The organism is Variovorax sp. PBL-E5, from assembly GCF_901827185.1.
In the GTDB taxonomy this organism is placed as follows: Bacteria; Pseudomonadota; Gammaproteobacteria; order Burkholderiales; family Burkholderiaceae_C; genus Variovorax.
The window spans coordinates 4,525,565-4,547,774 of record NZ_LR594671.1 but is presented as its reverse complement, the minus strand read 5'-3'; the positions used below and the strand labels follow the sequence as shown (position 1 = coordinate 4,547,774).

22 protein-coding genes are annotated in these 22,210 nt (G+C 68.1%); 17 read left to right on the top strand and 5 right to left on the bottom strand.

Annotated elements, in window-relative coordinates; all coding sequences use genetic code 11:
• Nucleotides 1-17 precede the first annotated feature (17 nt).
• The 10 genes from WDLP6_RS22205 to WDLP6_RS22160 all read left to right on the top strand — a co-directional run bounded on the left by WDLP6_RS22205 (nucleotide 18) and on the right by WDLP6_RS22160 (nucleotide 10,445).
• A complete protein-coding gene (locus WDLP6_RS22205; protein WP_162594096.1) occupies nucleotides 18-530 on the top strand; it encodes a hydroxyquinol 1,2-dioxygenase in 513 nt (170 codons plus the stop codon).
• Between the two features lie 14 nt (nucleotides 531-544).
• Nucleotides 545-1,552 carry a hydroxyquinol 1,2-dioxygenase gene (locus WDLP6_RS22200; RefSeq protein ID WP_162569338.1) on the top strand — a complete coding sequence of 336 codons (1,008 nt, stop codon included), beginning with the start codon at nucleotides 545-547 and terminating at the stop codon, nucleotides 1,550-1,552.
• A gap of 133 nt (nucleotides 1,553-1,685) precedes the next feature.
• A complete protein-coding gene (locus WDLP6_RS22195) occupies nucleotides 1,686-3,149 on the top strand; it encodes an aldehyde dehydrogenase family protein (protein WP_162595208.1) in 1,464 nt (487 codons plus the stop codon).
• A 37-nt stretch (nucleotides 3,150-3,186) separates the two neighbouring features.
• Complete coding sequence (locus tag WDLP6_RS22190; protein ID WP_162594095.1) at nucleotides 3,187-4,446, top strand: ABC transporter substrate-binding protein; 1,260 nt, start codon at nucleotides 3,187-3,189, stop codon at nucleotides 4,444-4,446.
• 3 nt (nucleotides 4,447-4,449) lie between these two features.
• Nucleotides 4,450-5,169 (top strand): ABC transporter ATP-binding protein, encoded by a 720-nt coding sequence (locus WDLP6_RS22185; RefSeq protein WP_162594094.1) that lies wholly within the window; start codon nucleotides 4,450-4,452, stop codon nucleotides 5,167-5,169.
• Between the two features lie 31 nt (nucleotides 5,170-5,200).
• On the top strand, nucleotides 5,201-5,902 hold the full coding sequence (locus tag WDLP6_RS22180) for an ABC transporter ATP-binding protein (RefSeq protein WP_162594093.1): 702 nt from the start codon (nucleotides 5,201-5,203) through the stop codon (nucleotides 5,900-5,902).
• Nucleotides 5,903-5,916: 14 nt separating this feature from the next.
• Nucleotides 5,917-6,774 carry a branched-chain amino acid ABC transporter permease gene (locus tag WDLP6_RS22175; RefSeq protein ID WP_162594092.1) on the top strand — a complete coding sequence of 286 codons (858 nt, stop codon included), beginning with the start codon at nucleotides 5,917-5,919 and terminating at the stop codon, nucleotides 6,772-6,774.
• A 7-nt stretch (nucleotides 6,775-6,781) separates the two neighbouring features.
• Entirely contained in the window at nucleotides 6,782-8,374 is a 1,593-nt protein-coding gene (locus tag WDLP6_RS22170) for an alkaline phosphatase family protein (protein WP_162594091.1), read from the top strand.
• Between the two features lie 73 nt (nucleotides 8,375-8,447).
• A complete protein-coding gene (locus tag WDLP6_RS22165) occupies nucleotides 8,448-9,422 on the top strand; it encodes a Bug family tripartite tricarboxylate transporter substrate binding protein (RefSeq protein ID WP_162594090.1) in 975 nt (324 codons plus the stop codon).
• Between the two features lie 6 nt (nucleotides 9,423-9,428).
• Nucleotides 9,429-10,445: a branched-chain amino acid ABC transporter permease gene (locus WDLP6_RS22160; RefSeq protein ID WP_162594089.1), complete on the top strand. Its 1,017-nt coding sequence runs from the start codon at nucleotides 9,429-9,431 to the stop codon at nucleotides 10,443-10,445.
• Nucleotides 10,446-10,457: 12 nt separating this feature from the next.
• Here WDLP6_RS22160 and WDLP6_RS22155 read toward each other — a convergent pair whose 3' ends face one another.
• Complete coding sequence (locus WDLP6_RS22155; protein WP_162569332.1) at nucleotides 10,458-10,826, bottom strand: DsrE family protein; 369 nt, start codon at nucleotides 10,824-10,826, stop codon at nucleotides 10,458-10,460.
• Nucleotides 10,827-10,951: 125 nt separating this feature from the next.
• Here WDLP6_RS22155 and WDLP6_RS22150 point away from each other — a divergent pair, with 125 nt between their 5' ends.
• A complete protein-coding gene (locus tag WDLP6_RS22150; protein WP_162594088.1) occupies nucleotides 10,952-11,941 on the top strand; it encodes an AraC family transcriptional regulator in 990 nt (329 codons plus the stop codon).
• 10 nt (nucleotides 11,942-11,951) lie between these two features.
• Here the strand turns inward: WDLP6_RS22150 and WDLP6_RS22145 are convergent, their stop codons facing one another.
• Together WDLP6_RS22145 and WDLP6_RS22140 are read right to left on the bottom strand one after the other, a co-directional pair.
• Entirely contained in the window at nucleotides 11,952-12,887 is a 936-nt protein-coding gene (locus tag WDLP6_RS22145) for an RNA polymerase sigma factor (protein ID WP_162594087.1), read from the bottom strand.
• Nucleotides 12,868-13,173 (bottom strand): hypothetical protein, encoded by a 306-nt coding sequence (locus tag WDLP6_RS22140; protein WP_162594086.1) that lies wholly within the window; start codon nucleotides 13,171-13,173, stop codon nucleotides 12,868-12,870. The genes WDLP6_RS22145 and WDLP6_RS22140 overlap by 20 nt, the downstream gene beginning before the upstream one ends.
• Before the next feature lie 778 nt (nucleotides 13,174-13,951).
• Here WDLP6_RS22140 and WDLP6_RS22135 point away from each other — a divergent pair.
• Nucleotides 13,952-15,835, top strand: coding sequence for a GspE/PulE family protein (locus WDLP6_RS22135; protein ID WP_162595207.1), 1,884 nt, complete (start codon nucleotides 13,952-13,954; stop codon nucleotides 15,833-15,835).
• Between the two features lie 21 nt (nucleotides 15,836-15,856).
• Here WDLP6_RS22135 and fusA read toward each other — a convergent pair whose 3' ends face one another.
• Entirely contained in the window at nucleotides 15,857-17,917 is a 2,061-nt protein-coding gene (gene fusA, locus WDLP6_RS22130; protein WP_162594085.1) for an elongation factor G, read from the bottom strand.
• A gap of 308 nt (nucleotides 17,918-18,225) precedes the next feature.
• Here fusA and WDLP6_RS22125 point away from each other — a divergent pair, with 308 nt between their 5' ends.
• The 3 genes from WDLP6_RS22125 (at nucleotide 18,226) to WDLP6_RS22115 (ending at nucleotide 19,922) form a co-directional block, all read left to right on the top strand.
• The gene (locus WDLP6_RS22125) at nucleotides 18,226-18,537 is read left to right on the top strand and encodes a hypothetical protein (protein ID WP_162569325.1); all 312 of its coding nucleotides are present in this window, start codon (nucleotides 18,226-18,228) and stop codon (nucleotides 18,535-18,537) included.
• A gap of 14 nt (nucleotides 18,538-18,551) precedes the next feature.
• Entirely contained in the window at nucleotides 18,552-18,818 is a 267-nt protein-coding gene (locus WDLP6_RS22120) for a hypothetical protein (RefSeq protein WP_162569324.1), read from the top strand.
• An 84-nt stretch (nucleotides 18,819-18,902) separates the two neighbouring features.
• Nucleotides 18,903-19,922 (top strand): Bug family tripartite tricarboxylate transporter substrate binding protein, encoded by a 1,020-nt coding sequence (locus WDLP6_RS22115; protein WP_162594084.1) that lies wholly within the window; start codon nucleotides 18,903-18,905, stop codon nucleotides 19,920-19,922.
• Between the two features lie 22 nt (nucleotides 19,923-19,944).
• Here the strand turns inward: WDLP6_RS22115 and WDLP6_RS22110 are convergent, their stop codons facing one another.
• The gene (locus tag WDLP6_RS22110; protein WP_162594083.1) at nucleotides 19,945-20,730 is read right to left on the bottom strand and encodes an IclR family transcriptional regulator domain-containing protein; all 786 of its coding nucleotides are present in this window, start codon (nucleotides 20,728-20,730) and stop codon (nucleotides 19,945-19,947) included.
• A 127-nt stretch (nucleotides 20,731-20,857) separates the two neighbouring features.
• On the opposite strand from WDLP6_RS22110, the gene WDLP6_RS22105 reads away from it, so the two are divergent.
• Together WDLP6_RS22105 and WDLP6_RS22100 are read left to right on the top strand one after the other, a co-directional pair.
• Nucleotides 20,858-21,559: a 3-oxoacid CoA-transferase subunit A gene (locus WDLP6_RS22105; RefSeq protein ID WP_162569321.1), complete on the top strand. Its 702-nt coding sequence runs from the start codon at nucleotides 20,858-20,860 to the stop codon at nucleotides 21,557-21,559.
• Between the two features lie 2 nt (nucleotides 21,560-21,561).
• Nucleotides 21,562-22,206: a 3-oxoacid CoA-transferase subunit B gene (locus WDLP6_RS22100; RefSeq protein ID WP_174259890.1), complete on the top strand. Its 645-nt coding sequence runs from the start codon at nucleotides 21,562-21,564 to the stop codon at nucleotides 22,204-22,206.
• Nucleotides 22,207-22,210: the final 4 nt, after the last annotated feature.

Here is a 22,210-nt window from a genome sequence, read left to right as displayed (position 1 = left end):
ACCCAGGAGACAAACCCATGCCAGCGACCGCCTACCAGACCCGATTCGGATCCCTCCAGCACTACGAGAAAGGCCACGTCGAGCCGATCGACGACGACGTGCGCCACTACGCGTTCTCCAATTGCTTCGAGATCGCGAACAAGAGCCGGCCCTACGAAAAGGTCGTGTTCGGCCAGAACCAGATCTACGTGCTGGAGACGCTGCGCGCCGAGGGCGTATCGCCCTGGTACACCTGCGCGCATGACGAGTTCGCGCTGGTGATGGATGGCGAGGTCGAGGTGCACCTGGTCACGCTCGATGCCGGCCAGGTGGTCGGCGACGAGAACAAGAATGGCGCCGTGCTCGTGCAGGGCGAACCCAAGGGCCAGAAGATGGGCTGGATGAAGCTGTTGCGTGGCCACCAGGGGCTGCTGCCGAAGAACACCGCCTACCAGTTCCGCACGCCGGGTGCGCCCGGCGTGATCGTGCTGCAGACCTGCAAGGGCGATCTCAGCGTCGAAAAGTGGGCCGACATCTGCCAGACGCATTGACCGAGGAGAAAGAAATGAACGCACCCGCTGAACTCGCCAAGGTCATCGCGTCGCAGCCCGACGCCACGCTCGGCTACAAGGACTTCTCGCTCGGCAGCTTCGGCTTCCGGCGCGACGAATACTTCGCCCACATCACCTGGAAGACACGCGACGGCCGGCCGATGAGCCACACGCTGGACATCGGCAACTACCTGCGCGCGCTGATGCGCGACGTCGCCTGGGGCTTCTTCTACGGCTGGGTCAACTTCGACGACGTGGTCGGCACCGTCAACCACTACCAGTCGGTCGACCTCTATGCCGGCAGCTTCAACGGCACCATGAAGGCCGCGGGCATCGACCTGCTCGAGAACTTTCCCACCGCCCAGATCCGCGCCACCTTCGAGGCCATGCTCGACGACTGGACCAACGAGAGCTTCGACCCCTTCAGCGCGCCGCAGGAAACCGGCTCACCCTATGGCCGCAAGAACGGCAACAACACCGCGAAGATCACGCGGGCGCGCGAACTCGCCACGCGCTGCGTGGGCCTCAAGGGCGACCTGAACCTGCGCAGCGACGCCAGCGGCGCACCGATCAACCGCGCCTTCGCCGACGTGCCGCAGGCCCAGCCCGAACTGCATCCCGAGCCCGGCTTCGAGAACGAGGTGCACGGCTTCAATCTCTTCGGCTTCCTGTCGCGCTCGCAGGTCACGTGGAACCCGAGCTTCACCTCGGTGGTGAAGCACAGCTTCATGTGCCCGACGACCGAGGAACACATCCTGCCGATCATCCACGGCAACGACCGCGTCGAGTGGTTCTTCCAGATGACCGACGAGATCCATTGGGACTGCGGCGACAAGAACACGGGCAAGCCGATGGCGCGCGTGATCATGAAGGCCGGCGACATGGCCGCCATGCCCGCCTACTGCCGGCACCAGGGCTTCAGTCCCAAGCGCTCGATGCTGCTGGTGTGGGAGAACGGGTCGCCGAGCCTGGTCTATGAAATCCAGAAGGGCGAGTCGCCCGAGATCCCCGTCCAGTTCTGATCTGTCTTTCTCCCTCCCCCTCTGGGGGAGGGCCGGGGTGGGGGCCCGCACGCCCGCACCCTGTCGAAGCGCCCCCACCCCAACCCTCTCCCCCAAAGGGGAGGGAGAGGAATGCACCATGCCTGACTTCGCCATTCGCCACCAACTCTTCATCGACGGCCGTTTCGTCGACGCCGAATCCGGCGAGACGCTCGCCACGCTCAACCCGCACGACAACGCGACCCTCGCCGACGTCGCATTGGCCGGCAAGGCCGACGTCGACCGCGCGGTGGCCGCGGCGCAGCGCGCCTTCCCGGCCTGGAGCCGCATGGCCGCCGCCGACCGCGGGCGCATCCTGCTGAAGCTCGCCGACCTGATCGACGCCCACACCGAAGAGCTCGCCCAACTCGAATCGCTCGACACCGGCCATCCGATCCGCGACACGCGCCGGCTCGACGTGCCGCGCACCGCGGGATGCTTTCGCTACTTCGGCGGCATGGCCGACAAGTTCCAGGGCGAGACCATTCCCGTCGAGGCCGGCTTCCTCAACTACACGCTGCGCGAGCCCGTCGGCGTCGTCGGCCAGATCGTGCCCTGGAACTTCCCGCTGATGTTCACCAGCTGGAAGATGGCGCCCGCGCTCGCGGCCGGCAACTGCATCGTGATGAAGCCGTCCGAGATCACGCCGCTGAGTTCGCTGCGCATCGCCGAGCTGATGGCCGAGGCCGGCCTGCCGCCCGGCGTGGTCAACATGGTGCCGGGCCTGGGCCACGTCGTCGGCCAGTACATCGCCGAGCATCCAGGCATCGCCAAGGTCGCGTTCACCGGCAGCACCGCGACCGGCCGGCGCATCGTGCAGGCCAGCGCCGGCAACCTGAAGAAGGTGCAGCTCGAACTCGGCGGCAAGGGCGCCAACATCGTGTTCGACGATGCCTTCCTGCCGGCCGCCATCCATGGCAGCGCCTTCGCGATCTTCCACAACCAGGGGCAGGCCTGCATCGCGGGCTCGCGGCTGATGCTTCACGAGAAGATCGCCGATGCCTTCCTCGAGCAGTTCATTCCGCTCGCGCAATCGATCCGCCTGGGCAACCCGCTCGACGATGCGACCGAGATGGGTCCGCTCACCAGCGCGCTGCACCGCGAGCGCGTGCTGAACTACGTCGAGATCGCAAAGGGCGAGGGCGGCGAGTTGCTCGCGGGCGGCAAGTCGCCGAGCGGCGAGTTGGCCCACGGCTGCTATGTCGAGCCGACCGTGGTGCGCGCCAAGTCCTGGCGCGACCGTGTGGCGCAGGAGGAAGTGTTCGGCCCCTTCGTCACCGTGCTCACCTTCAAGGACGACGAAGAGGCGATGCAGATCGCCAACGGCACCGACTACGGCCTGGGCAGTGGCCTGTGGACGCGCGACCTGCAGCGCGCGCACAAGGTCGCGCGCGAACTGCACGCGGGCATGGTCTGGATCAACAGCTACAAGCGCGTGAATCCCGGCTCGCCCTTCGGCGGCGTCGGCCAGAGCGGCTACGGCCGCGAGATGGGCTTCGATGCGATGCGCGAGTACACGCAGGTCAAGAGCGTCTGGGTCAACGTCGATGCGCAGGTCCCGCCTCACTTCGTGCGTTGAGCTGTTTGTGCAAGAAGACTAACGAGAAGGAGACACCATGGCATTCAATCGCAGGCAGTTCACCCAGGCCGCGGCCGCGCTCGCTGCCGGCGGCGCCATGCCGCTCGTCTTTGCGGCCGACACGCTCAAGATCGGCTACGTCTCGCCGCAGACCGGTCCGCTCGCGCCCTTCGGCGAGGCCGACAAATGGGTCATCGACCAGATGAAGACCGCCTTCAAGGACGGTATCGCCGTCGGCGGCCGGAAGTACGCGGTGCAGATCGTGCTGAAGGACAGCCAGTCCAATCCGAATCGCGCCGGCGAGGTCGCCAACGACCTGATCCTGAAGGAGAAGGTCGCCCTCGTGCTCACCGCCGGCACGCCCGAGACCGCCAACCCGGTCAGCGATGCCTGCGAGCTCAACGAAGTGCCCTGCGTGTCGAGCGTGGTGCCGTGGCAGCCCTGGTTCTTCGGCCGCAAGGGCGATCCGGCCAAGGGCTTCGACTGGACGTACCACATGTTCTGGGGCCTGGAGGACGTCATCGCCAACTACACCAACGGCTGGAAGACGCTCGCCACCAACAAGAAGGTCGGCGGCCTGTTTCCCAACGACGGCGACGGCAATGCCTGGGGCGACAAGGAGCTTGGCTTTCCGAAGCCGCTCGCGCAGATGGGCTTCACGCTCACCGACCCCGGCCGCTACCAGGACGGCACGCAGGATTTCAGCGCGCAGATCGCGGCCTTCAAGCGCGACGGCGTGGAGATCGTGACCGGCGTGGTGATCCCGCCGGATGCCAAGACCTTCCTCACCCAGGCGCGGCAGCAGGGTTTCCGGCCCAAGATCATCACGCTCGGCAAGGCGCTGCTGTTCCCCGGCGCGATCGAGGCGCTCGGCGATCTCGGCGACGGCCTGTCGACCGAGGTGTGGTGGAGTCCTTCGCATCCGTTCGCATCCAGCCTCACGAAGCAGAGCGCGAAGGCGCTGGCCGATGCCTACGAGGCCGGCGCGAAGAAGCAGTGGACGCAGCCGATCGGCTTCGCGCATGCGCTGTTCGAAGTCGCTTCCAGCGCGTTGTCGCGCGCCAAGTCGACCAAGGCCGCCGACGTGCGCGATGCCGTCGCCGCGACCGCGATCGATACCGTGGTGGGCCCGGTGAAGTGGGGCGGGCAGGGGCCGTTCAAGAACGTCAGCAAGACGCCGCTGGTGCTCGGGCAGTGGGGCAAGGGCAAGAAGTACAAGGTCGAGCTGACCATCGTCAATGACGAAGCGGCGAAAAATATTCCGACCGGCGGCACCCTGAAGCCGATCCCGGCCTGAGCGATGACCCTTCTGGCGTTGCACGCGGTCAGCAAGTCCTATGGCGCGCTCAAGGTCACCGACGACATCACGCTCGCGGTGACCGAGGGCGAGACGCTGGGTATCCTCGGGCCGAACGGCGCGGGCAAGACCACGCTGTTCAACCTGATCTCGGGCGACGTGCGCGTCGATGCCGGCCGCGTCGAATACGAGGGACGCGACGTGACCGCGCTCAAGCCGCACCAGCGCTGCCATGCAGGCATCGGCCGCAGCTACCAGGTGCCGCAGCCCTTCGGCCACATGAGCGTGTTCGAGAACCTCGTGACCGCTGCCTGCTTCGGCGCCGGCCAGCCGGAACAGGAAGCCTGGCAGACCGCGCACGAGGTGCTGGAACAGACCGGCCTGATGCCGCATGCCAACAAGCCGGCCGGCGGCCTCACGCTGCTCGACCGCAAGCGGCTCGAGCTTGCGCGCGCGCTGGCGACGCGGCCGAAGCTGCTCCTGCTGGACGAGATCGCGGGCGGCCTGACCGAGCACGAGGCCAGGCAATTGGTGGCGGAGCTGCAGCGCATCAAGTCGCGCGGCGTGACCATGATCTGGATCGAGCACGTGGTGCACGCGCTGCTGTCGCTGGCCGACCGGCTGTTCGTCATCAACTTCGGCCAGAAGCTGGCCGAGGGCGAGCCGCGTGCCGTCATGAACGATGCCGAGGTGCGGCGCGTGTACATGGGGATGGAAGCATGAGCGGCGCCTTGCCATGCGGGGAGAGGACGGCATGACCGCTCTGCTCGCGGCCAGGGACTTGCGCGCGTTCTACGGCGATGCGCAGGCCTTGTTCGGCATCGACTTCACGCTCGACCCCGGCGAGCTGGTCGCCATCATCGGCGCCAACGGCGCGGGCAAGTCGACGCTGCTCAAGTGCCTGACCGGCCTGGTGCGCGCGCCGCGCGAGGCGGTGCACTTCAAGGGCGAAGCGATCGGCGGCCTGCCGCCCGGCGAGATCGTGCGGCGCGGCCTCGCGATGGTGCCCGAGGGACGGCGGCTGTTCCCGAGCCTCAGCGTCGAAGAGAACCTGTTGATGGGCGGCCTCACGCGGCGCCCCGGGCCGTGGAACCTGCGGCGTCTCTACACGCTGTTCCCGATCCTGGCCGACAAGCGCAAGGATCCGGCGACCTCGCTGTCCGGCGGCCAGCAGCAGATGGTGGCGCTGGGCCGTGCGCTGATGAGCAACCCCGAGCTGCTGCTGTGCGACGAGCTGTCGCTGGGCCTGGCGCCGATCGTGATCCGCGAGATCTACGCTGCCATGCCGGCCATCACGGGCGAGGGCATGACGGTGGTGATCGTCGAGCAGGACGTGACGATGGCGCAGCGCGTCTCGCGGCGCATCTACTGCCTGCAGGAGGGGCGGGTGTCGCTGCAGGGCCGCTCGGATGCGTTGTCGCGCGAGCAGATCTCACGTGCCTACTTCGGCATGTGAGCGGGAGCCATGCGTTGATCGAGACACTTCTTCAAGGCCTCCTGCTCGGCGGCCTCTACACGCTGTTCGCGCTCGGCCAGTCGCTGATGTTCGGCGTCATGCGCCTGACCAACACCGCGCAGGGCGACTTCATCGTGCTGGCCGCCTTCGCCGTCATCGCGGGCATCGGGCTGCTGGGCGATGCGCCCTTTCTGATCGCGCTCGCAGTGCTGCCGCTGGCCTTCGGCTTCGGCTATGCGCTGCAGCGCTGGGTGCTCAACGGCACGCTCGGCAAGGACCCGCTGCCTTCGCTGGTCGTGACCTTCGGCCTTTCGATCGTGATCCAGAACCTGCTGCTGGAAATCTTCTCGGCCGACCCGCGCTCGATCGAGATCGGCGGTCTCGCCACGCAGGGGCTGCGCATCGGCGAATCGCTGTCGATCGGCGTGCTGCCGCTGGTCGTGCTGGCGGTCGCGCTCGCGGCCACGGCGGCGCTGCAATGGCTGTTCGCGGGCACGGCGCTGGGCCGCTCCTTCCGCGCCGTTTCGGACGATCGCGAAATTGCCGAGCTGATGGGCCTGAACGCGAAGAAGGTCTATGCGCTGGCCACGGCCATCGCCTTCGTGCTGATCGCCATCGCCGGCGCGCTGCAGGGCATGCGTACCACGGTGTCGCCATCGGACGGTCCGCTGTTGCTGCTGTTCGCGTTCGAGGCCGTGATCATCGGCGGCATGGGCTCCTTCTGGGGCACGCTGGCCGGCGCGATGATCCTCGGCCTCACGCAGCAGATCGGCTTCCGGCTCGACCCGGGCTGGGGCATCTGGTTCGGCCATATCGTGTTCCTGCTGGTGCTCGTGCTGCGGCCGCAGGGGCTTTTTCCGAAGACCCGTTGAGTCCGCCATGTCCCGATCTTCTTCCCGGCCCCTGCGCAACGTGCTGTTCATCATGTGCGACCAGTTGCGCGCCGACTATCTGTCCTGCTATGGCCATCCGCGGCTGCACACGCCTCACATCGATGCGCTCGCTGCGCGCGGCATGCGTTTTCGTCAGGCCTACGTGCAGGGCTCGGTGTGCGGCGCGTCGCGCATGTCGATCTACACCGGCCGCTATGTCAGTAGCCACGGTGCGATGTGGAATTTCGTGCCGCTCTCGGTCGGGCAGAAGACCCTGGGCGAGCACTTGCGGCCGCATGGCGTGCGCTGCGCGCTGGTCGGCAAGACCCACGTCGAGCCCGATCGGGAAGGCGCACGCCGCCTGGGCCTGGACATCACGCAGGGCGAAGGGCGGCTCGCGATGGAAGGCGGTTTCGAACCTTACGCGCGCGACGACGGCATCTGGCCGCCGGGCTTCAAGGTCAGCGGCAACGCGTACTGCGACTGGCTGCGCGAGCATGGCCTGGTTTCCGACAACCCCTGGCACGACTTCGCGAACTCGGGGCGCGGCCCGCAAGGCGAGATCCTGAGCGGCTGGCAGATGCGCTGGGCCCGGTCGCCGGCGGCGATCGCCGAGCCGTTCAGCGAGACGCCCTACACCACCGATCGCGCGATCGACTTCATGCGCGAGGCCGGCGACGCGCCCTGGGTGCTGCACCTGTCCTACATCAAGCCGCACTGGCCCTACGTGGCGCCTGCGCCCTACCACGCGATGTACGGACCCGCAGACGTGCTGCCCGCGGTGCGCAGCGAGGCGGAGCGTGCCGGTGCGCATCCGGTGCTCGAAGGCTTCCGCCGCGAGGAGGCGAGCCGGAACTTCAGCCGCGACGAGGTGCGCGACACGGTGATTCCGACCTACATGGGGCTGGTTCGCCAGGTCGACGACCAGCTGGGCCGGCTGTTCGCCTTCATGGCCGAGCAGGGCCTGGACCGCGAGACGCTGGTGATCTTCACGAGCGACCATGGCGACTACCTCGGCGACCACTGGCTCGGCGAGAAGGAGCTGTTCCACGACCCGATCGTGCGCGTGCCGCTGATCGTGGCCGACCCGCGTGCCGAGGCCGACGCGGCGCGCGGCTCGGCGAGCGACGCGCTCGTCGAGTGCATCGACATCCTGCCGACGGTGCTCGATGCGCTGGGACTCGCGCAGCCCGCCGAATGGCTGGAGGGCGAGACGCTGCTGCCCCTGGTCCACGGCCGCGGCGCGGCGGCGGGCAAGGACTTCGTGGTCTGCGAGAACAGCTACGCCTTTCGCGACGCAGTGCGGCTGCCGCTCGGGCAGCCGGTCGAGCGCTGCCACATGACCATGCTGCGCACGCAGCGCTGGAAGTTCGTCCACTTCGAAGACCTGCCGCCGCTGCTGTTCGATCTGGAGACCGATCCGCAGGAGCTCACGGACCTCGGTCGCGACCCGGCCCATGCCGCCGTGCGCGAACGGATGCTGGGCCACATGTTCGACTGGCTGCGCGCGCGCAGCCGCTTCCCCACCATCGCGCCCGCGGCGATCGAAGCCTGGAACCGGCGCGAGCGCGAGGCCGGCATTCTCATCGGAGCCTGGTAGCTGCGCCGGCCCGCCTCGCCCATCCATTCATTCGTTCATTCGTTCATTCATTCATCGATTCCCAGGAGATCCCATGCGCATGCCGTTGTTGAAGTCGTTTCTCGCCGCCGTCGCCCTGGCCGTGCTGTTGCCGTCCGGTGCATCGGCCGCCGATGCCGCCTGGCCCACGAAGCCGGTGCGCCTGGTGGTGGCCTTTCCGGCAGGTGCGCCCGGCGACATCATCTCGCGGCTGATTCAGCCGGCCCTGCAGAAGGCGCTCGGCCAGCCCGTGATCGTCGACAACAAGCCCGGCGCCGGCGGCAACATCGGCATGCAGGAGGTAGTGCGCGCCAGCGATGGACATACGGTGCTGGTCGGCCCCGACACCATGCTCACGATCAATCCGCATCTCTACAGGAAGCTGAGCTTCAAGCCGATGGAGGATCTGCGGCCGGTCACCCAGCTTGCGAGCTTCAGCCAGGAACTGGTCTGCAACCCCGCGGCCGGCGTGAAGACGCTGCCCGAGCTGCTCGCCGCGGCGAAGAAGACGCCGATGAGCTACGCCTCCGGCGGCCCCGGCGTGCCCGGCCACATGGCGATGGAGCTGCTGCTGGCAGACACCGGCGCGCAGATGCAGCACGTGCCTTACCGCGGCCCGAGCCCGGCGATGCAGGACGTGCTGGGCGGCAGCGTGCCCTGCGGCTTCCTGGCCTCGCCGGTCGTGGGTCCGATGATCAAGGAAGGCAAGCTGGTGCCGATCATGGTGTCCGGCACGCGCCGGCTCGCCAGCCAGCCGGCGGTGCCGACGGCGGCCGAAGCCGGGGTCAAGGGCTACGACGCGAGCTTCGCGGAAATGATGGCCATGCCCCGCGCCACACCGGATGCGGTGGTCGACAGGCTCCAGTCCGAAGTCGCGAAAGCGATGGCGGCGCCCGAAGTGCGCGAGCGTCTCGCGACCCTGGACCTCGAGCCGCTGGCCAACACGCCCGACGAGGCCGCACGTCGCCTGCGCACGGAGAACCAGCGCTGGGCCCAGGTGGCCGGGCGCATCCATCTTCAGCTCGACTGAATCGGCATGGCCGCATCGGGCTTCACCGTCGAACGTGCCACCGCGGCGAGCCGCGCGGCCGGCGTCGCCGGCATCGCGTTGGTGCTCGTCGCCGCCAGCCTGCCTTTCTGGGGCGAGTCGAGCTGGATGCGCGAGTTCGTCGAGATCGCGTGCTACTTCATCTTCGCGATGATGTGGAACCTGCTCGCGGGCTATGGCGGCATGGTGAGCATCGGGCAGCAGGCCTTCTTCGGCTTCGGTGGCTATGTGATGCTGATGCTCGGCAACTTCGCAGGAATCAATCCCTTCGTTGCGATTCCGCTGGGCGCATTGGCTGCGGGACTGATCGCGGTGCCGGTGTCCTTCGCGGCCTTTCGGCTGTCGGGCGGCTACTTCGCGGTCGGCACCTGGGTGATCGCCGAGGTGTTCCGGCTCAGCTTCGCGAATGTCTCGGCCGTGGGCGGCGGCTCGGGCACCACGCTCACCGCGCTGCGCGGCATCGACAAATCGACGCGCGAGAGCGTGACCTACTGGATGGCGCTGGCCTGCGTGGTCGCGGCGATCGCGCTGGTCTACCTGTTCCTGCGCAGCAAGCGCGGCCTCGCGCTGCTTGCGATCCGCGACAACGAGGTGGCGGCCGAGTCGCAGGGCGTGCCGGTGGCGCGCATGAAGCTCGCGGTGTACGTGGTCGCGGCCTTCGGCGCAGGCCTCGCGGGCGCGCTCTACTTCGTCGGCAACCTGCGCATCAGCCCCGATGCGGCCTTCAGCGTCAACTGGTCGGCCTTCGCGATTTTCATGGTGGTGATCGGCGGGCTCGGTCGCATCGAAGGGCCGCTGGTGGGTGCGCTCATCTTCTGGGCGCTCAACAAGTTCCTGAGCGACTATGGCACCTGGTATCTGCTTGGGCTCGGGCTGCTCGCGATCCTCGTCACGCTGTTCTTCAAGCAGGGCCTGTGGGGCTATGCGCAGCAGCGCTGGGGCTGGTCGCTGTTCCCGACGCAGCGCCGGCATGCCGCGGCGCGCACGCCGATCATTCGGCCGTGATGAACGCGCGGCTCAGAAGCTGAGGGTGGCAGCGCCTTCCATCAGCCGTGCGTGAACGGCACTGGCACCGGTGATGACGACACCTTCGATCAGATCCTCCTGCACATAGCCGCGCGATGCGACGCAAGGCGGGCAGGCCCAGACGGTGCCGCCGCGTGCCATGAAATCATCGATCAGGGCCTTGAGCGGTGCCAGCGGCGGGACGTGTGTCAGGTCCACCGCGCGCTTGCGCACGAGATCGATGGCGGCGCTGGTCAGAAAGAGATAGGGCTTGAGCCCCGAAGTGATCGCACCGCAGGCGATCGTCAGGGCCACCGATGAAAGCTCATGGTCCGTGCCGCGGGTCACGAGGACGACGAGTTCGCGCGAGTTCTCTGTCATGGCGGCTCCAGTCGATCAAGAAAAAGAGGCAGGCTCTATGATGGCCGGGCGCCTTGCCGCTGCCTTGCCCGTTCGTCCGCACTTGTTGTCCGAAACGCCGCGGCCTACAGAGATCGGAGCTTTTCATGGATGTGCTGTCCAGTCTTCTGAGCACGATTCGACTCAATGGCGCACTGTTCCTCAACGCCGACATGCATGCGCCATGGTGCGTGAACATACCCACGGGCGCCGAGCTGGCCAGGCTGTTGCAGCCCGAGGCGCATCGCCTCGCGGTCTGCCATCTGCTGCTGGAGGGACGGTGCTGGATACGGCTGGAGGATGGCGATCCGATCGAACTGGTGGCGGGCGACGTCGTGACGTTCCCGCGCGCCGACGCTCATGTGGTGGGCAGCGATCTCCAGTACTCGGCCGTGCAGGTGGACCATGTGGTCCAGCCCAGGGTTCCGGAGCTGAACCGCATTCGCTACGGCGGCGATGGCGAAAAGAGCGTCGTCGTCTGCGGTTGGTTCGCCTACGACGGTGATGGCTCGAATCCCCTGACCGACGCGCTGCCGCGGATTTTCCGGACCGGGTTGCGCCATCGCGCCGCGGGGCCCTGGATCGAGCAGTCGATCCGCTTCGCGTTGGCCGAAGCCGCGTCTGCCGGACCGGGCGTCGATGCGCTGGTCAGCAGGGCCGCCGAGGTGCTCTTCCTGGAAGCCCTGCGCGCCTACATCGAGACGATTCCGCCCGAGCAGTCGGGATGGCTCGCCGGCCTCAAGGATGCCGTGGTGGGACGCTGTCTCGGCTTGATGCATGAATCGCCCGGGCACGAATGGACGGTCGATGCGTTGGCGCAAGTGCTCAACCTGTCGCGCAGCGCGCTCGCGGAACGCTTCACGAAATACGTCGGCGTGCCGCCGATGCAATACCTGACCCGCTGGCGCATGGTGGTGGCGGCCGGCCAGCTGCGTGAACGACGCGGCGATCTGGCGCGTGTCGCGGCCTCGGTGGGCTATGAGTCCGAGGCTGCATTCAACCGCGCCTTCAAGCGCGAGTTCGGCACGACCCCCGGGCAATGGAAGCGGCGGAACCAGGCGGCGAGGCCGGCCGAGTCCGCGTCAGAGCCGCATTGAGCGCATGTGCTCAGGCGCCTGCGGGGGCGAGCTCGATCGCCGCGTCCTGCACGATGTAGCCCACGTAGCGGAAGTCGCGAATGGATGCCACGCGATCGGCCGACCACGTGAGTTCGATGAAGTAAGCGGGCCCTTCGGCGAGCGGATCGCTCATCACCGCCAGCACCTCGCGGTCATCGAGCCACGCAGGCTGCAGCCGCCAGCCCTCGGTACGGTCGTAGTTGCCGAAATAGACGCCGACCTCGCGCCGCCCCGCCGCCTTGCGCCGCGAGACCAGGTCCAGCCGCACGTCGTCGGCGAGCATCGCGCGCACGCCGTCCCAGTCGTGGGCGTTGAAGAGGCTCGCGTACTGCGCCAGCGCCGGCGAGACCGCGCGCGGCGACGGGCCGGCCGTCGAGGCCGGTGCCGAGGCCAGCGTGCGCAGCAGGGTCCGTCCGCGGTGCAGCGCGGCCTTCACGGCGGGCAGGCTCAGATCGAGTTCGGCCGCGATCTCTTCCAGCGAATGGTCGAGCAGGTCTTTGAGGATCACGCAGCCGCGCTGCGCCGGCGCGAGTTCGAGGAAGCACGAGATCGCCGCGTTCACGGCCTGCCGGCGGGCCAGTGCGCTGTCGGGTTCGCGGCCGCGGTCGTCGGCGATCTCGAGCGCGGCATCGAGCGGCTCGCTGCGGCGATAGGCCTCGCGCCGCAGGTGGTCGATGGCGCGGTTGTGCGCGATGCGAAAGAGCCAGGGCCTGAGCGGCGGCAGTTCCTTGAACTCCGACAGCTCGTAGTAGGCGCGCGCCAGCGTGTCCTGCACCACATCCTCGCCGTCGGCGACCGAGCCGGTCATGCGCGTGCAGTAGCGGTGCAGGTCCGGCCGCACATGCGCCACCAGCGCAAGGAATTGACGCCGGCCCTCTTCCAGCGCGGAGATGACGCCGGCGGCGTCAGTCGCCGAAGAATCCATAGGATCCGATCTCGTGCAGCTGCGTGCTGACCGGCGGCTCCTCGCAGCGGTCGCGGATGCCGGCGACGAAGGCCTTGAAGGCCGGCAGCGCGGTCAGCGCGTTGCTGCCGTCCGCGGCCTCGTGCGAGACGATGTGGACGAAGCTCACCCCGTCGTCGAGCCGGAAGGTGGCATAGCGCAGCCCCGGCGGCCGCAGCCGGTGGAGTTCGTCATAGACCGCGCGCGCGAAGCCTTCGTTCTCGGCCACGCGGTCGGCCTTGAGTCGGTAGCGAATCATTTGCTTCATGATGATGACAGCCTTTCTCTGGCAATGGTCGGTGGGGAGAAGGAATCTTCGGGGCTTGCATGGCAAGAACGAACGGGCAGCGCCAAAGGATGCGGTGCCGCGCGCATCGTGTGCCTTTTTCCACGGCATGGTCACCCGGGCTTGCCGGCAGCCCGGTGCGGCTGGCCTACCATGGCGCCCTGTCCGAACCGCGCGCACCCCTACAGGAATCGACATGACCCCGATCCAGCCCTCCAGTGCAGAAACCCCGAAGGCGACGGCCGCATCCGCGGGGGGCCGGGGTGCGGAATTCGCCTGGCCCAATCCTCCGTATGCGAAGGAGGTCGCGGCCGCGACGCCGCTCGAGCCGCAGCCCTGCGAGGTCGTCGGCCTGAATGCCAAGCGCGTGACTGGCCGCATGACGCATTTCTCGGCCGTCAACGAAGTGGTCCACGTGCAGCTGCCGCAGGCGCGCACGCGGGTCACGGTGCGCTTCGACCAGTTCCGTACGCTGACGCTGATCGCGCCGCTGGCGCCTTTTGCCGTGTCCGGCCCGCGCAAGGTCTCCGGCTACCGGGTGCTGCTGAACGATGGCGACGAGCTGACCGGCGAGACCCTGGGCCATGTCGAGACCGGCTTCGGGCTGTTCCTGTTCCCGCCGGCCGGCGACGATGGCTCGGTCTGGCGCCTGTTCGTGCCGCGCGCCAGCCTGCAGCGCTTCGAGGTCGGCAAGGGCGCGGCCGCGCCGAAGGCCGCCGAAGGCCCGGGCGAGGCAGAGGCGCACAACATCGGCGAACTGCTGTCGTCGACGCAGGTGAGCTCGCGCGAGCAATTGCTCGAAGCCATCGAACGGCAGGCCCGCATGCCGATCGTTCGCATCGGCGAGGCACTGACTTCGCTCGGCATGATCACCGAGCGCGAACTCGGCGATGCGCTGGCGCAGCAGCAGCTCGACCGCAGCGTGCCGCTGGGCGAAGTGCTGGTGCGCATGGGCATCGTCACGCGGCCCGATCTGCAGACCGCGCTGGCGCGCAAGATGGGCTACCCGCTGGTGAACCTGGACGCCTTTCCGACCGAGGCCGATGCGCTGCGCAAGATCGGCCATGCGGTCGCCGAGCGCCTGCAGGTCATGCCGCTCCTGATCCACGACGGACGGTTGATCCTGGCGATGGACGACCCGATCAACCGCCATGCGGCCATCGACGAGGCCGAGTTCAGCGCGCAGATGAAGGTGGTCGCGGTGCTCGGCCAGACCGCCGACCTCGACGGCGTGCAACGCGCGGCCTACGAGAAGATCGGCTCGGTCGAAGGCCGCTCGCGCTCGTTGGAAACACAGGGCTCGATCGACTTCCAGCTCACCGACACCAGCGAGCTGATCGAAACGCTGGAGAAGGAAGGCCAGAACCCTTCCGACGACGATGCGCCCATCGAGCAGTCGGACAACTCGCTGGTGCGCCTGATCAACCGCATGATCCTCGAGGCGCACCGCGAAGGCGTGTCCGACATCCACATCGAGAGCTACCCGGGCCGCGAGAAGATCCGCATCCGCTTTCGCAAGGACGGCCGGCTGCGCACCTACCTCGAGCTGCCGCCGAACTACCGCAACGCGATGATCGCGCGCGTCAAGATCATGTGCGACCTCGACATCAGCGAGAAGCGCAAGCCCCAGGACGGCAAGATCAACTTCGCCAAGTTCTCGCCGCAGCACCGCATCGAGCTGCGCGTTGCGACCATCCCGACCAACAACGGCCTGGAGGACGTGGTGATGCGGATCCTGGCCTCGGCCAAGCCGATCGCGCTCGACCGTCTCGGGCTCTCGCCCTACAACCTGGAGCACCTCAAGCGCGCCATCAACCGACCCTACGGCATGGTGCTGTGCGTCGGCCCGACCGGCTCGGGCAAGACCACCACGCTGCACTCGGCGCTGATGCAGATCAACGTGCCGGAGCGCAAGATCTGGACCGCCGAGGATCCGGTCGAAATCACCCAGGCCGGCCTGCGCCAGGTGCAGGTCAACCCGCGCATCGAGTGGACCTTCGCCAAGGCGCTGCGCGCCTTCCTGCGCGCCGACCCGGACGTGATCATGGTCGGCGAGATCCGCGACGAGGAAACTGCCAAGACCGCGATCGAGGCATCGCTGACGGGCCACTTGGTGCTGTCGACGCTGCACACCAACAGCGCACCCGAGACCGTGACGCGCCTGCTCGACATGGGCATGGACCCGTTCAACTTCGCCGACTCGCTGCTCGGCGTGCTGGCGCAGCGCCTGGTGCGGCGGCTGTGTTCGCAGTGCATCGAGAGCCGGCCGGCGACGCCCGAGGAAGTCGAGGAGCTGATGTCCGACTACATGCACGTCTTCGGCGCCGGCGACACACCGGCTGCGCGCGAGGCGCTGCATGCCGAGTGGGTGGAACGCCATGGCCGCGAGGGCCGGCTGCAGCGCTACACCAGCGTCGGTTGCCCGGCCTGCGACAAGACCGGCTACAAGGGCCGTGTCGGCGTGCACGAGCTGATGGTGATGACGCGCGAGCTGCGCCACCTGGTACAGACCGGCTCGCGCGCCGAGCTGCTGCAGGAGACCGCGCTGCGCGAAGGCATGCGCACGCTGCGCCAGGACGGCATCGAGAAGGTGCTGGCGGGGCAGACCAGCATCGACGAAGTGCGCGCGACGAGCAACGTCTGACGCGCGGCCGCCGCGTGCGGCTCAGTCGTCTTCGTGCACCTGATGCTGGCCGACCAGCGTCTGTTGCACCGTCGGCGGCACGGCCTCGTAGTGCGACAGCGAGATGGTGTAGCGCCCCTGCCCGCTGGTCATCGCGTTGAGCCGCGACTGGTAGCCCGACAGTTCGGACATCGGCGCCTGCCCGTGGATCAGCACCGTGCCCGCCGTCACGTTGGAGGTGCCGCTGACCAGGCCGCGCCGCACCGACAGGTCGCCGGTGACGTCGCCGATCGCATGGTCGGGCGCGGCGATGTCGATCCGGACCACCGGCTCCAGCACGATCGGCCGCGCGCCGCGGATCGCCGCCATGAAGGCCTTGCGGCCGGCGGTGGCGAAAGCGATGTCCTTGCTGTCGACGCTGTGGTGTTTGCCGTCGTAGACCACCACGCGCACGTCGACCACCGGATAGCCGGCGATCGCGCCATGCACCAGCACTTCGCGCACACCCTTCTCGACCGCGGGAATGAACTGGCCCGGGATGGTGCCGCCGCGCACCTCGTCGACGAACTCGAAGCCGGCGCCGCGCGCCAGCGGCTCGATGCGCAGGTAGACCTCGCCGAACTGGCCGGCGCCGCCGGTCTGCTTCTTGTGGCGGTGATGGCCTTCGGCCGGCGCCGTCACCGTCTCGCGGTAGGCGATGCGCGGCGGCCGCGTGTTGACCTCGAAGCGGTAGACCTCGCGCAGCCGGTCGAGCAGCACGCGCAGGTGCAGCTCGCCCAGGCCGTAGACGATGGTCTCGTTGGTGACGCTGGCGTGCTCCAGCCGCAGGCACGGGTCCTCGGCGACCAGCTTGCCGAGGATCTCCCAGGCGCGCTGCTCGTCGCCGTGCCGCTTGGGCTCGATCGCCAGGCCGTGCACCGGGATCGGGAAGTCCAGCGGAGCGAGGTGCACGTGATCGTCCTCGGCCGCGTCGTGCAGCACCGCGTCGAACTGGATCTCGTCGACCTTGGCCACTGCCACGATGTCGCCCGGCAGCGCGCGCTGCACCTCGACATGGTCCTTGCCTTGCAGCATGAACAGGTGGCCGACCTTGAAGGGCTTGCGGCCATCGCCGACATAGAGCTGGCTGTCGCGCGTGAGCGTGCCCTGGTAGACGCGGAAGATGCCCAGCTTGCCGACATACGGATCGACCGTGACCTTGAACACGTGCGCCAGCACGTGCAGCGAGGGGTCCGGCAATGCGCGCAGCGGCTGCGCGTCGGCGCCCTCGCCGACGAGGAAGTCGGGCGGGTTGGCCTCGGTCGGATCGGGCAGCAGCTTGACGATCACGTCCAGCAGCTCGGCCACGCCGGCACCGGTGCGCGCCGAGACGAAGCACACCGGGATCAGATGGCCTTCGCGCAGCGCCTGTTCGAGCGGCACATGCAGCTCGGCCGGATCGACGTCGCCGTCCTCGAGGTAGCGGTCGACGAAGGCGGCATCGACCTCGACCACCTGCTCGACCAGCGCGCGGTGGGCCGCATCGACGGCGCCGATGTCGGAATGGCCCTCGCGGTTGTAGAAGCAGTCCACCACCTGCGTGCCGCCGGCGTCCGGCAGATTGAGCGGCAGGCATTCGCGGCCGAAGGCGGTCTGGATCTGCGCCAGCAGGCCCGCCAGATCGACGCCCTGGGCGTCGATCTTGTTGACGATGACCATGCGGGTCAGATGGCGCGAGGCCGCGTACGTCATCATGCGCAGCGCCATTGGTTCGATGCCGATCGCGGCATTGATGACGATGGCCGCGGTCTCCACCGCCTCCAGCGCCGGCAGGCTCTGGCCGAGGAAATCGGGGCCGCCGGGGGTATCGATGAAATGGATCCGCGTGCCGGCATGCACGAGGTTCAGCACCGAGGCATTGAGCGAATGCTGCATGCGGCGCTCAAGCGGATCGTGGTCGCTGACGGTGCTGCCGCGCTCGATGCTGCCCGGCGCGCCGATGGCGCCCGAGCGGTACAGCAGCGCTTCGGCCAGCGTGGTCTTGCCGCTGGCCGAGGCACCGACGAGCGCCAGTGTGCGCACAGCTTCCATTTCGGCCGCGAGGCCGTTCGATCGGCTTGGCATGGGCGGGTCTCCTTCAGCCCGGAGGCGGACCGGACTGCCTGGTTGGGATCGCGTGCACCGCCTTGACGGCAAACCAGCGTACGGGATCGGGCAGTTCGGCGCAAGCCGAGGAAGTGCGGGTCCGGGACCCCGCCCGCGGATGTGCGCTTTCAGCGACGCCCGCGGGCGCTGCGGGCCGTCGGGCGCGTGCGCTTTTGCACGAAACGGCGGATCGGTTGAGGCTGCCGTCCCAAACGTGACTTCTGCGCTTCCGTGCGGAAGGGGAAGCGCGTTAAATGAAGTCTTTGGTATTCAAGTCGAGGACTGCCATGATCACCGCCCTGAGGACTTCGTCCGCGCGTGCCCTGCACTGGCTGTCGGCCGCGCGTCGCGCCCGGATCGTGCGGCAAACCCGCCTGCGCCGCCGCCGGCGGCAGACCGTGTTCGCGCAGGCCCATGGGCAGATCATGCTGCTCGATTGCCAGCGGCACCTCGGCTGGTGGTCGGGCGTGGTGAAGATCCGCGACGCCTCGCAGGACCGCGTCGTCCACGTGTGCTGCGAGCTGCGGGCTTCGATGCAGGATGCGCTGGGCGACGCCGAGCAGGATGCGCAGCGCCTGGCGCTGATGTTCGCGCAGTAGCCGCCGCCACCGTCATGAGCACCGACACCGTCGAACTGGTGGTCGACGAACCGTCCGCCGGCCATTTCTACTGGATCCTGCAAAAGCATGAGGAAAGCTGTGGCGAGGCCGTCGTCATCGAGACGGCCGAGGGTCCGATGCCCTCGTATGGCGCGGCCATGATGGCCGGCATCGCAGCGCTGCAGCGGCGCGCCGATGCGCGCGGCGCCGGCGAGCCGAGTCCGATCGTCACCGTGTTCGTCGATCCGCAGGACGGCTTCGGCGCCGTGAAGGGGCGCTGACGAAGCATTTGGTTGACTTGCGTGGGGCGCGTCCGTCGCGTAACGTTCTGTAACGTTCATTCACTTTGTCAAAGCTGCTTCCTCATGATCTCCAAACGCCGCCTGCTCCAGACCCTTGCCGCCTCGCTCTGCACGCCGGCCGCCTGGGCCCAGGAGCTCTCGCCATCCGCGCGTACGCGCGCCCTGCGTTCTTCCGCGCCGGGCAACTGGCCGAGCAAGCCGGTGCGTCTGCTGGTCGGCTTTCCGGCCGGCGCCTCGCCCGACCTCGCGGCACGCGCCATCGCCGAACCGTTGTCCAGGCTGCTGGGTCAGCCGGTGGTGGTCGAGAACAAGCCCGGCGCCAGCGGCAACCTCGCTGCCGACCAGGTGGCCAAGTCGCAGGACGAGCACACCCTCGGCGCGCTGATCAACGGCAATCTCACGATCGCCAGGCTGCTCAATCCCAACACGCCCTTCGATCCCGAGAAGGACTTCGCGCCGGTCGGCATGATCGGCACGGCGCCGCTGGTGCTGGCGGCACCGGCCGACGCGGTCGGCAAGAACGCCACCGAACTGCTGCTGTGGGCACGCAACCTCGGCGACCGCGGCAAATACGGCTCGCCCGGCGTTGGCACGGTGGGCCACCTCGGCATGGAGCTGCTGAAGACGCGCACCAGCATTGCGGTGCAGCACGTACCGTTCACCGGCAATCCGCAGGTCATCACCGCGATGCTGGCCGGCAAGATCCAGCTGGCGCTGCTGCCGCCCGGCCTGGCCAAGCCGCACGTGAAGTCGGGCAAGCTCAAGGCCATCGGCGTCACCTCGCCCGAGCGCAGCCCGCTGTTCGCCGAGCTGCCGACCTTGCGCGAGGCCAGCGTGCGCGGCGCGGACCTCGAGATCTGGACCGCGATCGCTGCGCCGGCCAGCCTGCCGTCGCCGGCGATCGTCAAGCTCAATGCGGCGCTGGTGGAGGTGCTTCGCGCGCCCGAAGTGCAGCAGCGGCTGTTGACCGCCGGCTGGCGAGCGCAGCCCGGTACGCCGCACGACCTGGACTACCGCATGCGCAGCGACACCACCCAGCTGGGCGGCGTGATCCTGATGCGCGGCATCCACTCCGAGGCCTGAGCCGGCGACCGAGGCTGCCGCTTCAGAGCAGTCCGGAAATCTCCCGCGCCGATGCCAGCAGCGCGGGCAGCATCGTGTCCTGCATCATCTTGGCGCCGGTGCGGTTGGCCTGGCCGCTGATGTTGAGCGCGGCCACCGTGCGCCCCGCGCGGTCGACGATCGGCGCGGCGATCGAGACCAGGCCTTCCTCCAGCTCCTGGTTGATCAGGCACCAGCCCTGGCGCCGCGCCTGCATCACCTTGGCGAACAGCGCGTCGGCATCGGTCACGGTCGACTTCGTGAAAGCCTCGCGCGCCGTCGCCTCGATGCGCGCGCGGATCTCCTCGTCGGCCAGGTCGGCCAGCAGCAGCCGGCCCATCGACGTGCACCAGGCCGGCAGGCGCGAGCCGACGCCGAGGCTGATGCGCATGATCTTGTGCGTGGGCACGCGCATCACGTAGACGATGTCGGCGGCGTCGAGCACGGCGGCCGAACACGATTCGTGCACCTGGCGCACCAGCGCCTCCATCACCGGCTCGGCACGGTTCCAGATCGGCATTGACGACAGATAGGCGAAGCCGAGGTCGAGGATGCGCGGCGTGAGGGCGAACAGCTTGCCGTCGCTGGCGACGTAGCCCAGCGTCTGCAGCGTGAGCAGGATGCGGCGCGCGCCCGCACGTGTCAGTCCGGTCGCAGCGGCCACCTCGCTCAGGGTCTGGCGCGGCGCGCTGGCGCTGAACGACCGGATCACCTGCAGCCCGCGCGCGAAGGACTGCACGTAACTGTCGCCGGGCGCGGGTGCAACCGCTTGTTTCGGGTGGGTTGCCATGGTCGAGGATTCTCCTTAGAATTCATTATACGAACAAGTGTTCGATATACGAACAATCGGCAAATCCTTCCGAACGGGTTACAGGCGCAAAATCGTTCGGCCTTCCTTCACCCCGGAGACGACTTCCATGATCAACAAGATCGCACGCTCCGTCGCAGATGCCATGGCCGGCATCCCCGACGGTGCCACCGTGCTGATCGGCGGCTTCGGCACCGCCGGCATTCCCAACGAGCTCATCGACGGCCTGATCGAGCAGGGCGCGAAAGACCTCACGGTCGTCAACAACAACGCCGGCAACGCAGAGGTCGGCCTGGCCGCGCTGCTCAAGGCCGGCCGCGTGCGCAAGGTGATTTGCAGCTTTCCGCGCCAGGCCGACAGCCAGGTGTTCGACGGCCTCTACCGCTCCGGCAAGCTCGAGCTCGAACTGGTGCCGCAGGGCAACCTGGCCGAGCGCATCCGCGCCGCCGGCGCCGGCATCGGCGCCTTCTTCTGCCCCACGGGCTACGGCACGCAGCTCGCGGGCGATCGCGAAACGCGCGAGATCGACGGCAAGCCCTACGTGCTCGAGTACCCGATCCATGGCGACGTGGCGCTCATCAAGGCCGAGCGCGGCGACCGCTGGGGCAACCTCATCTACCGCAAGGCCGCGCGCAATTTCGGCCCCGTGATGGCCATGGCCTCCGACCGCACCATCGCGACCGTGCACGAGATCGTCGAACTCGGCGAGATGGATCCCGAGACCATCGTCACCCCCGGCATCTTCGTCCACCGGATCGTCAAGATCGACCGTGTCGCCACGCAAGCCGGCGGTTTCAAGAAGGCAGCATGACCATGAGCAACTACCAACGCCGCACCAAGGATCAGCTGGCCGCGCGCGTCGCGCAGGACATCTTCGACGGCGCCGTCGTCAACCTCGGCATCGGCCAGCCGACGCTGGTCGCCAACCACCTGCCGGCGGGCCGCGAGGTGATCCTGCACAGCGAGAACGGCATCCTCGGCATGGGCCCCGCGCCGGCCGCGGGCAGCGAGGACTACGACCTCATCAACGCCGGCAAGCAGCCGGTGACGCTGCTGCCGGGCGGTGCCTTCTTCCACCATGCCGACAGCTTCGCGATGATGCGCGGCGGCCATCTCGACATCTGCGTGCTCGGCGCCTTCCAGGTCTCGGCCACCGGCGACCTCGCCAACTGGAGCACCGGCGAGCCGGGCGCCATTCCCGCGGTCGGCGGCGCGATGGACCTGGCCATCGGCGCCAAGCAGACCTGGGTCATGATGGACCTCCTGACCAAGAAGGGCGAAAGCAAGATCGTGCAGCAATGCAGCTATCCGCTGACCGGCATCGGCTGCGTCAAGCGCGTGTACTCCGACCTGGCCACCCTCGCATGCACGCCCGCGGGCCTGAAGCTGATCGACAAGGTCGACGGCCTCGACCATGCCGAGCTCGAAAAGCTGGTGGGCCTGCCCATCGCCGCCTGAAACC

Excerpts from the sequence above, each read along its gene's own strand:
- WDLP6_RS22205 (WP_162594096.1), top strand. The coding sequence starts at position 18 with ATGCCAGCGACCGCCTACCAGACCCGATTCGGATCCCTCCAGCACTAC.
- WDLP6_RS22200 (WP_162569338.1), top strand. The coding sequence starts at position 545 with ATGAACGCACCCGCTGAACTCGCCAAGGTCATCGCGTCGCAGCCCGAC.
- WDLP6_RS22190 (WP_162594095.1), top strand. The coding sequence starts at position 3,187 with ATGGCATTCAATCGCAGGCAGTTCACCCAGGCCGCGGCCGCGCTCGCT.
- WDLP6_RS22185 (WP_162594094.1), top strand. The coding sequence starts at position 4,450 with ATGACCCTTCTGGCGTTGCACGCGGTCAGCAAGTCCTATGGCGCGCTC.
- WDLP6_RS22180 (WP_162594093.1), top strand. The coding sequence starts at position 5,201 with ATGACCGCTCTGCTCGCGGCCAGGGACTTGCGCGCGTTCTACGGCGAT.
- WDLP6_RS22170 (WP_162594091.1), top strand. The coding sequence starts at position 6,782 with ATGTCCCGATCTTCTTCCCGGCCCCTGCGCAACGTGCTGTTCATCATG.
- WDLP6_RS22165 (WP_162594090.1), top strand. The coding sequence starts at position 8,448 with ATGCGCATGCCGTTGTTGAAGTCGTTTCTCGCCGCCGTCGCCCTGGCC.
- WDLP6_RS22160 (WP_162594089.1), top strand. The coding sequence starts at position 9,429 with ATGGCCGCATCGGGCTTCACCGTCGAACGTGCCACCGCGGCGAGCCGC.
- WDLP6_RS22155 (WP_162569332.1), bottom strand. The coding sequence starts at position 10,826 with ATGACAGAGAACTCGCGCGAACTCGTCGTCCTCGTGACCCGCGGCACG.
- WDLP6_RS22150 (WP_162594088.1), top strand. The coding sequence starts at position 10,952 with ATGGATGTGCTGTCCAGTCTTCTGAGCACGATTCGACTCAATGGCGCA.
- WDLP6_RS22145 (WP_162594087.1), bottom strand. The coding sequence starts at position 12,887 with ATGGATTCTTCGGCGACTGACGCCGCCGGCGTCATCTCCGCGCTGGAA.
- WDLP6_RS22140 (WP_162594086.1), bottom strand. The coding sequence starts at position 13,173 with ATGAAGCAAATGATTCGCTACCGACTCAAGGCCGACCGCGTGGCCGAG.
- fusA (WP_162594085.1), bottom strand. The coding sequence starts at position 17,917 with ATGCCAAGCCGATCGAACGGCCTCGCGGCCGAAATGGAAGCTGTGCGC.
- WDLP6_RS22125 (WP_162569325.1), top strand. The coding sequence starts at position 18,226 with ATGATCACCGCCCTGAGGACTTCGTCCGCGCGTGCCCTGCACTGGCTG.
- WDLP6_RS22120 (WP_162569324.1), top strand. The coding sequence starts at position 18,552 with ATGAGCACCGACACCGTCGAACTGGTGGTCGACGAACCGTCCGCCGGC.
- WDLP6_RS22115 (WP_162594084.1), top strand. The coding sequence starts at position 18,903 with ATGATCTCCAAACGCCGCCTGCTCCAGACCCTTGCCGCCTCGCTCTGC.
- WDLP6_RS22110 (WP_162594083.1), bottom strand. The coding sequence starts at position 20,730 with ATGGCAACCCACCCGAAACAAGCGGTTGCACCCGCGCCCGGCGACAGT.
- WDLP6_RS22105 (WP_162569321.1), top strand. The coding sequence starts at position 20,858 with ATGATCAACAAGATCGCACGCTCCGTCGCAGATGCCATGGCCGGCATC.
- WDLP6_RS22100 (WP_174259890.1), top strand. The coding sequence starts at position 21,562 with ATGAGCAACTACCAACGCCGCACCAAGGATCAGCTGGCCGCGCGCGTC.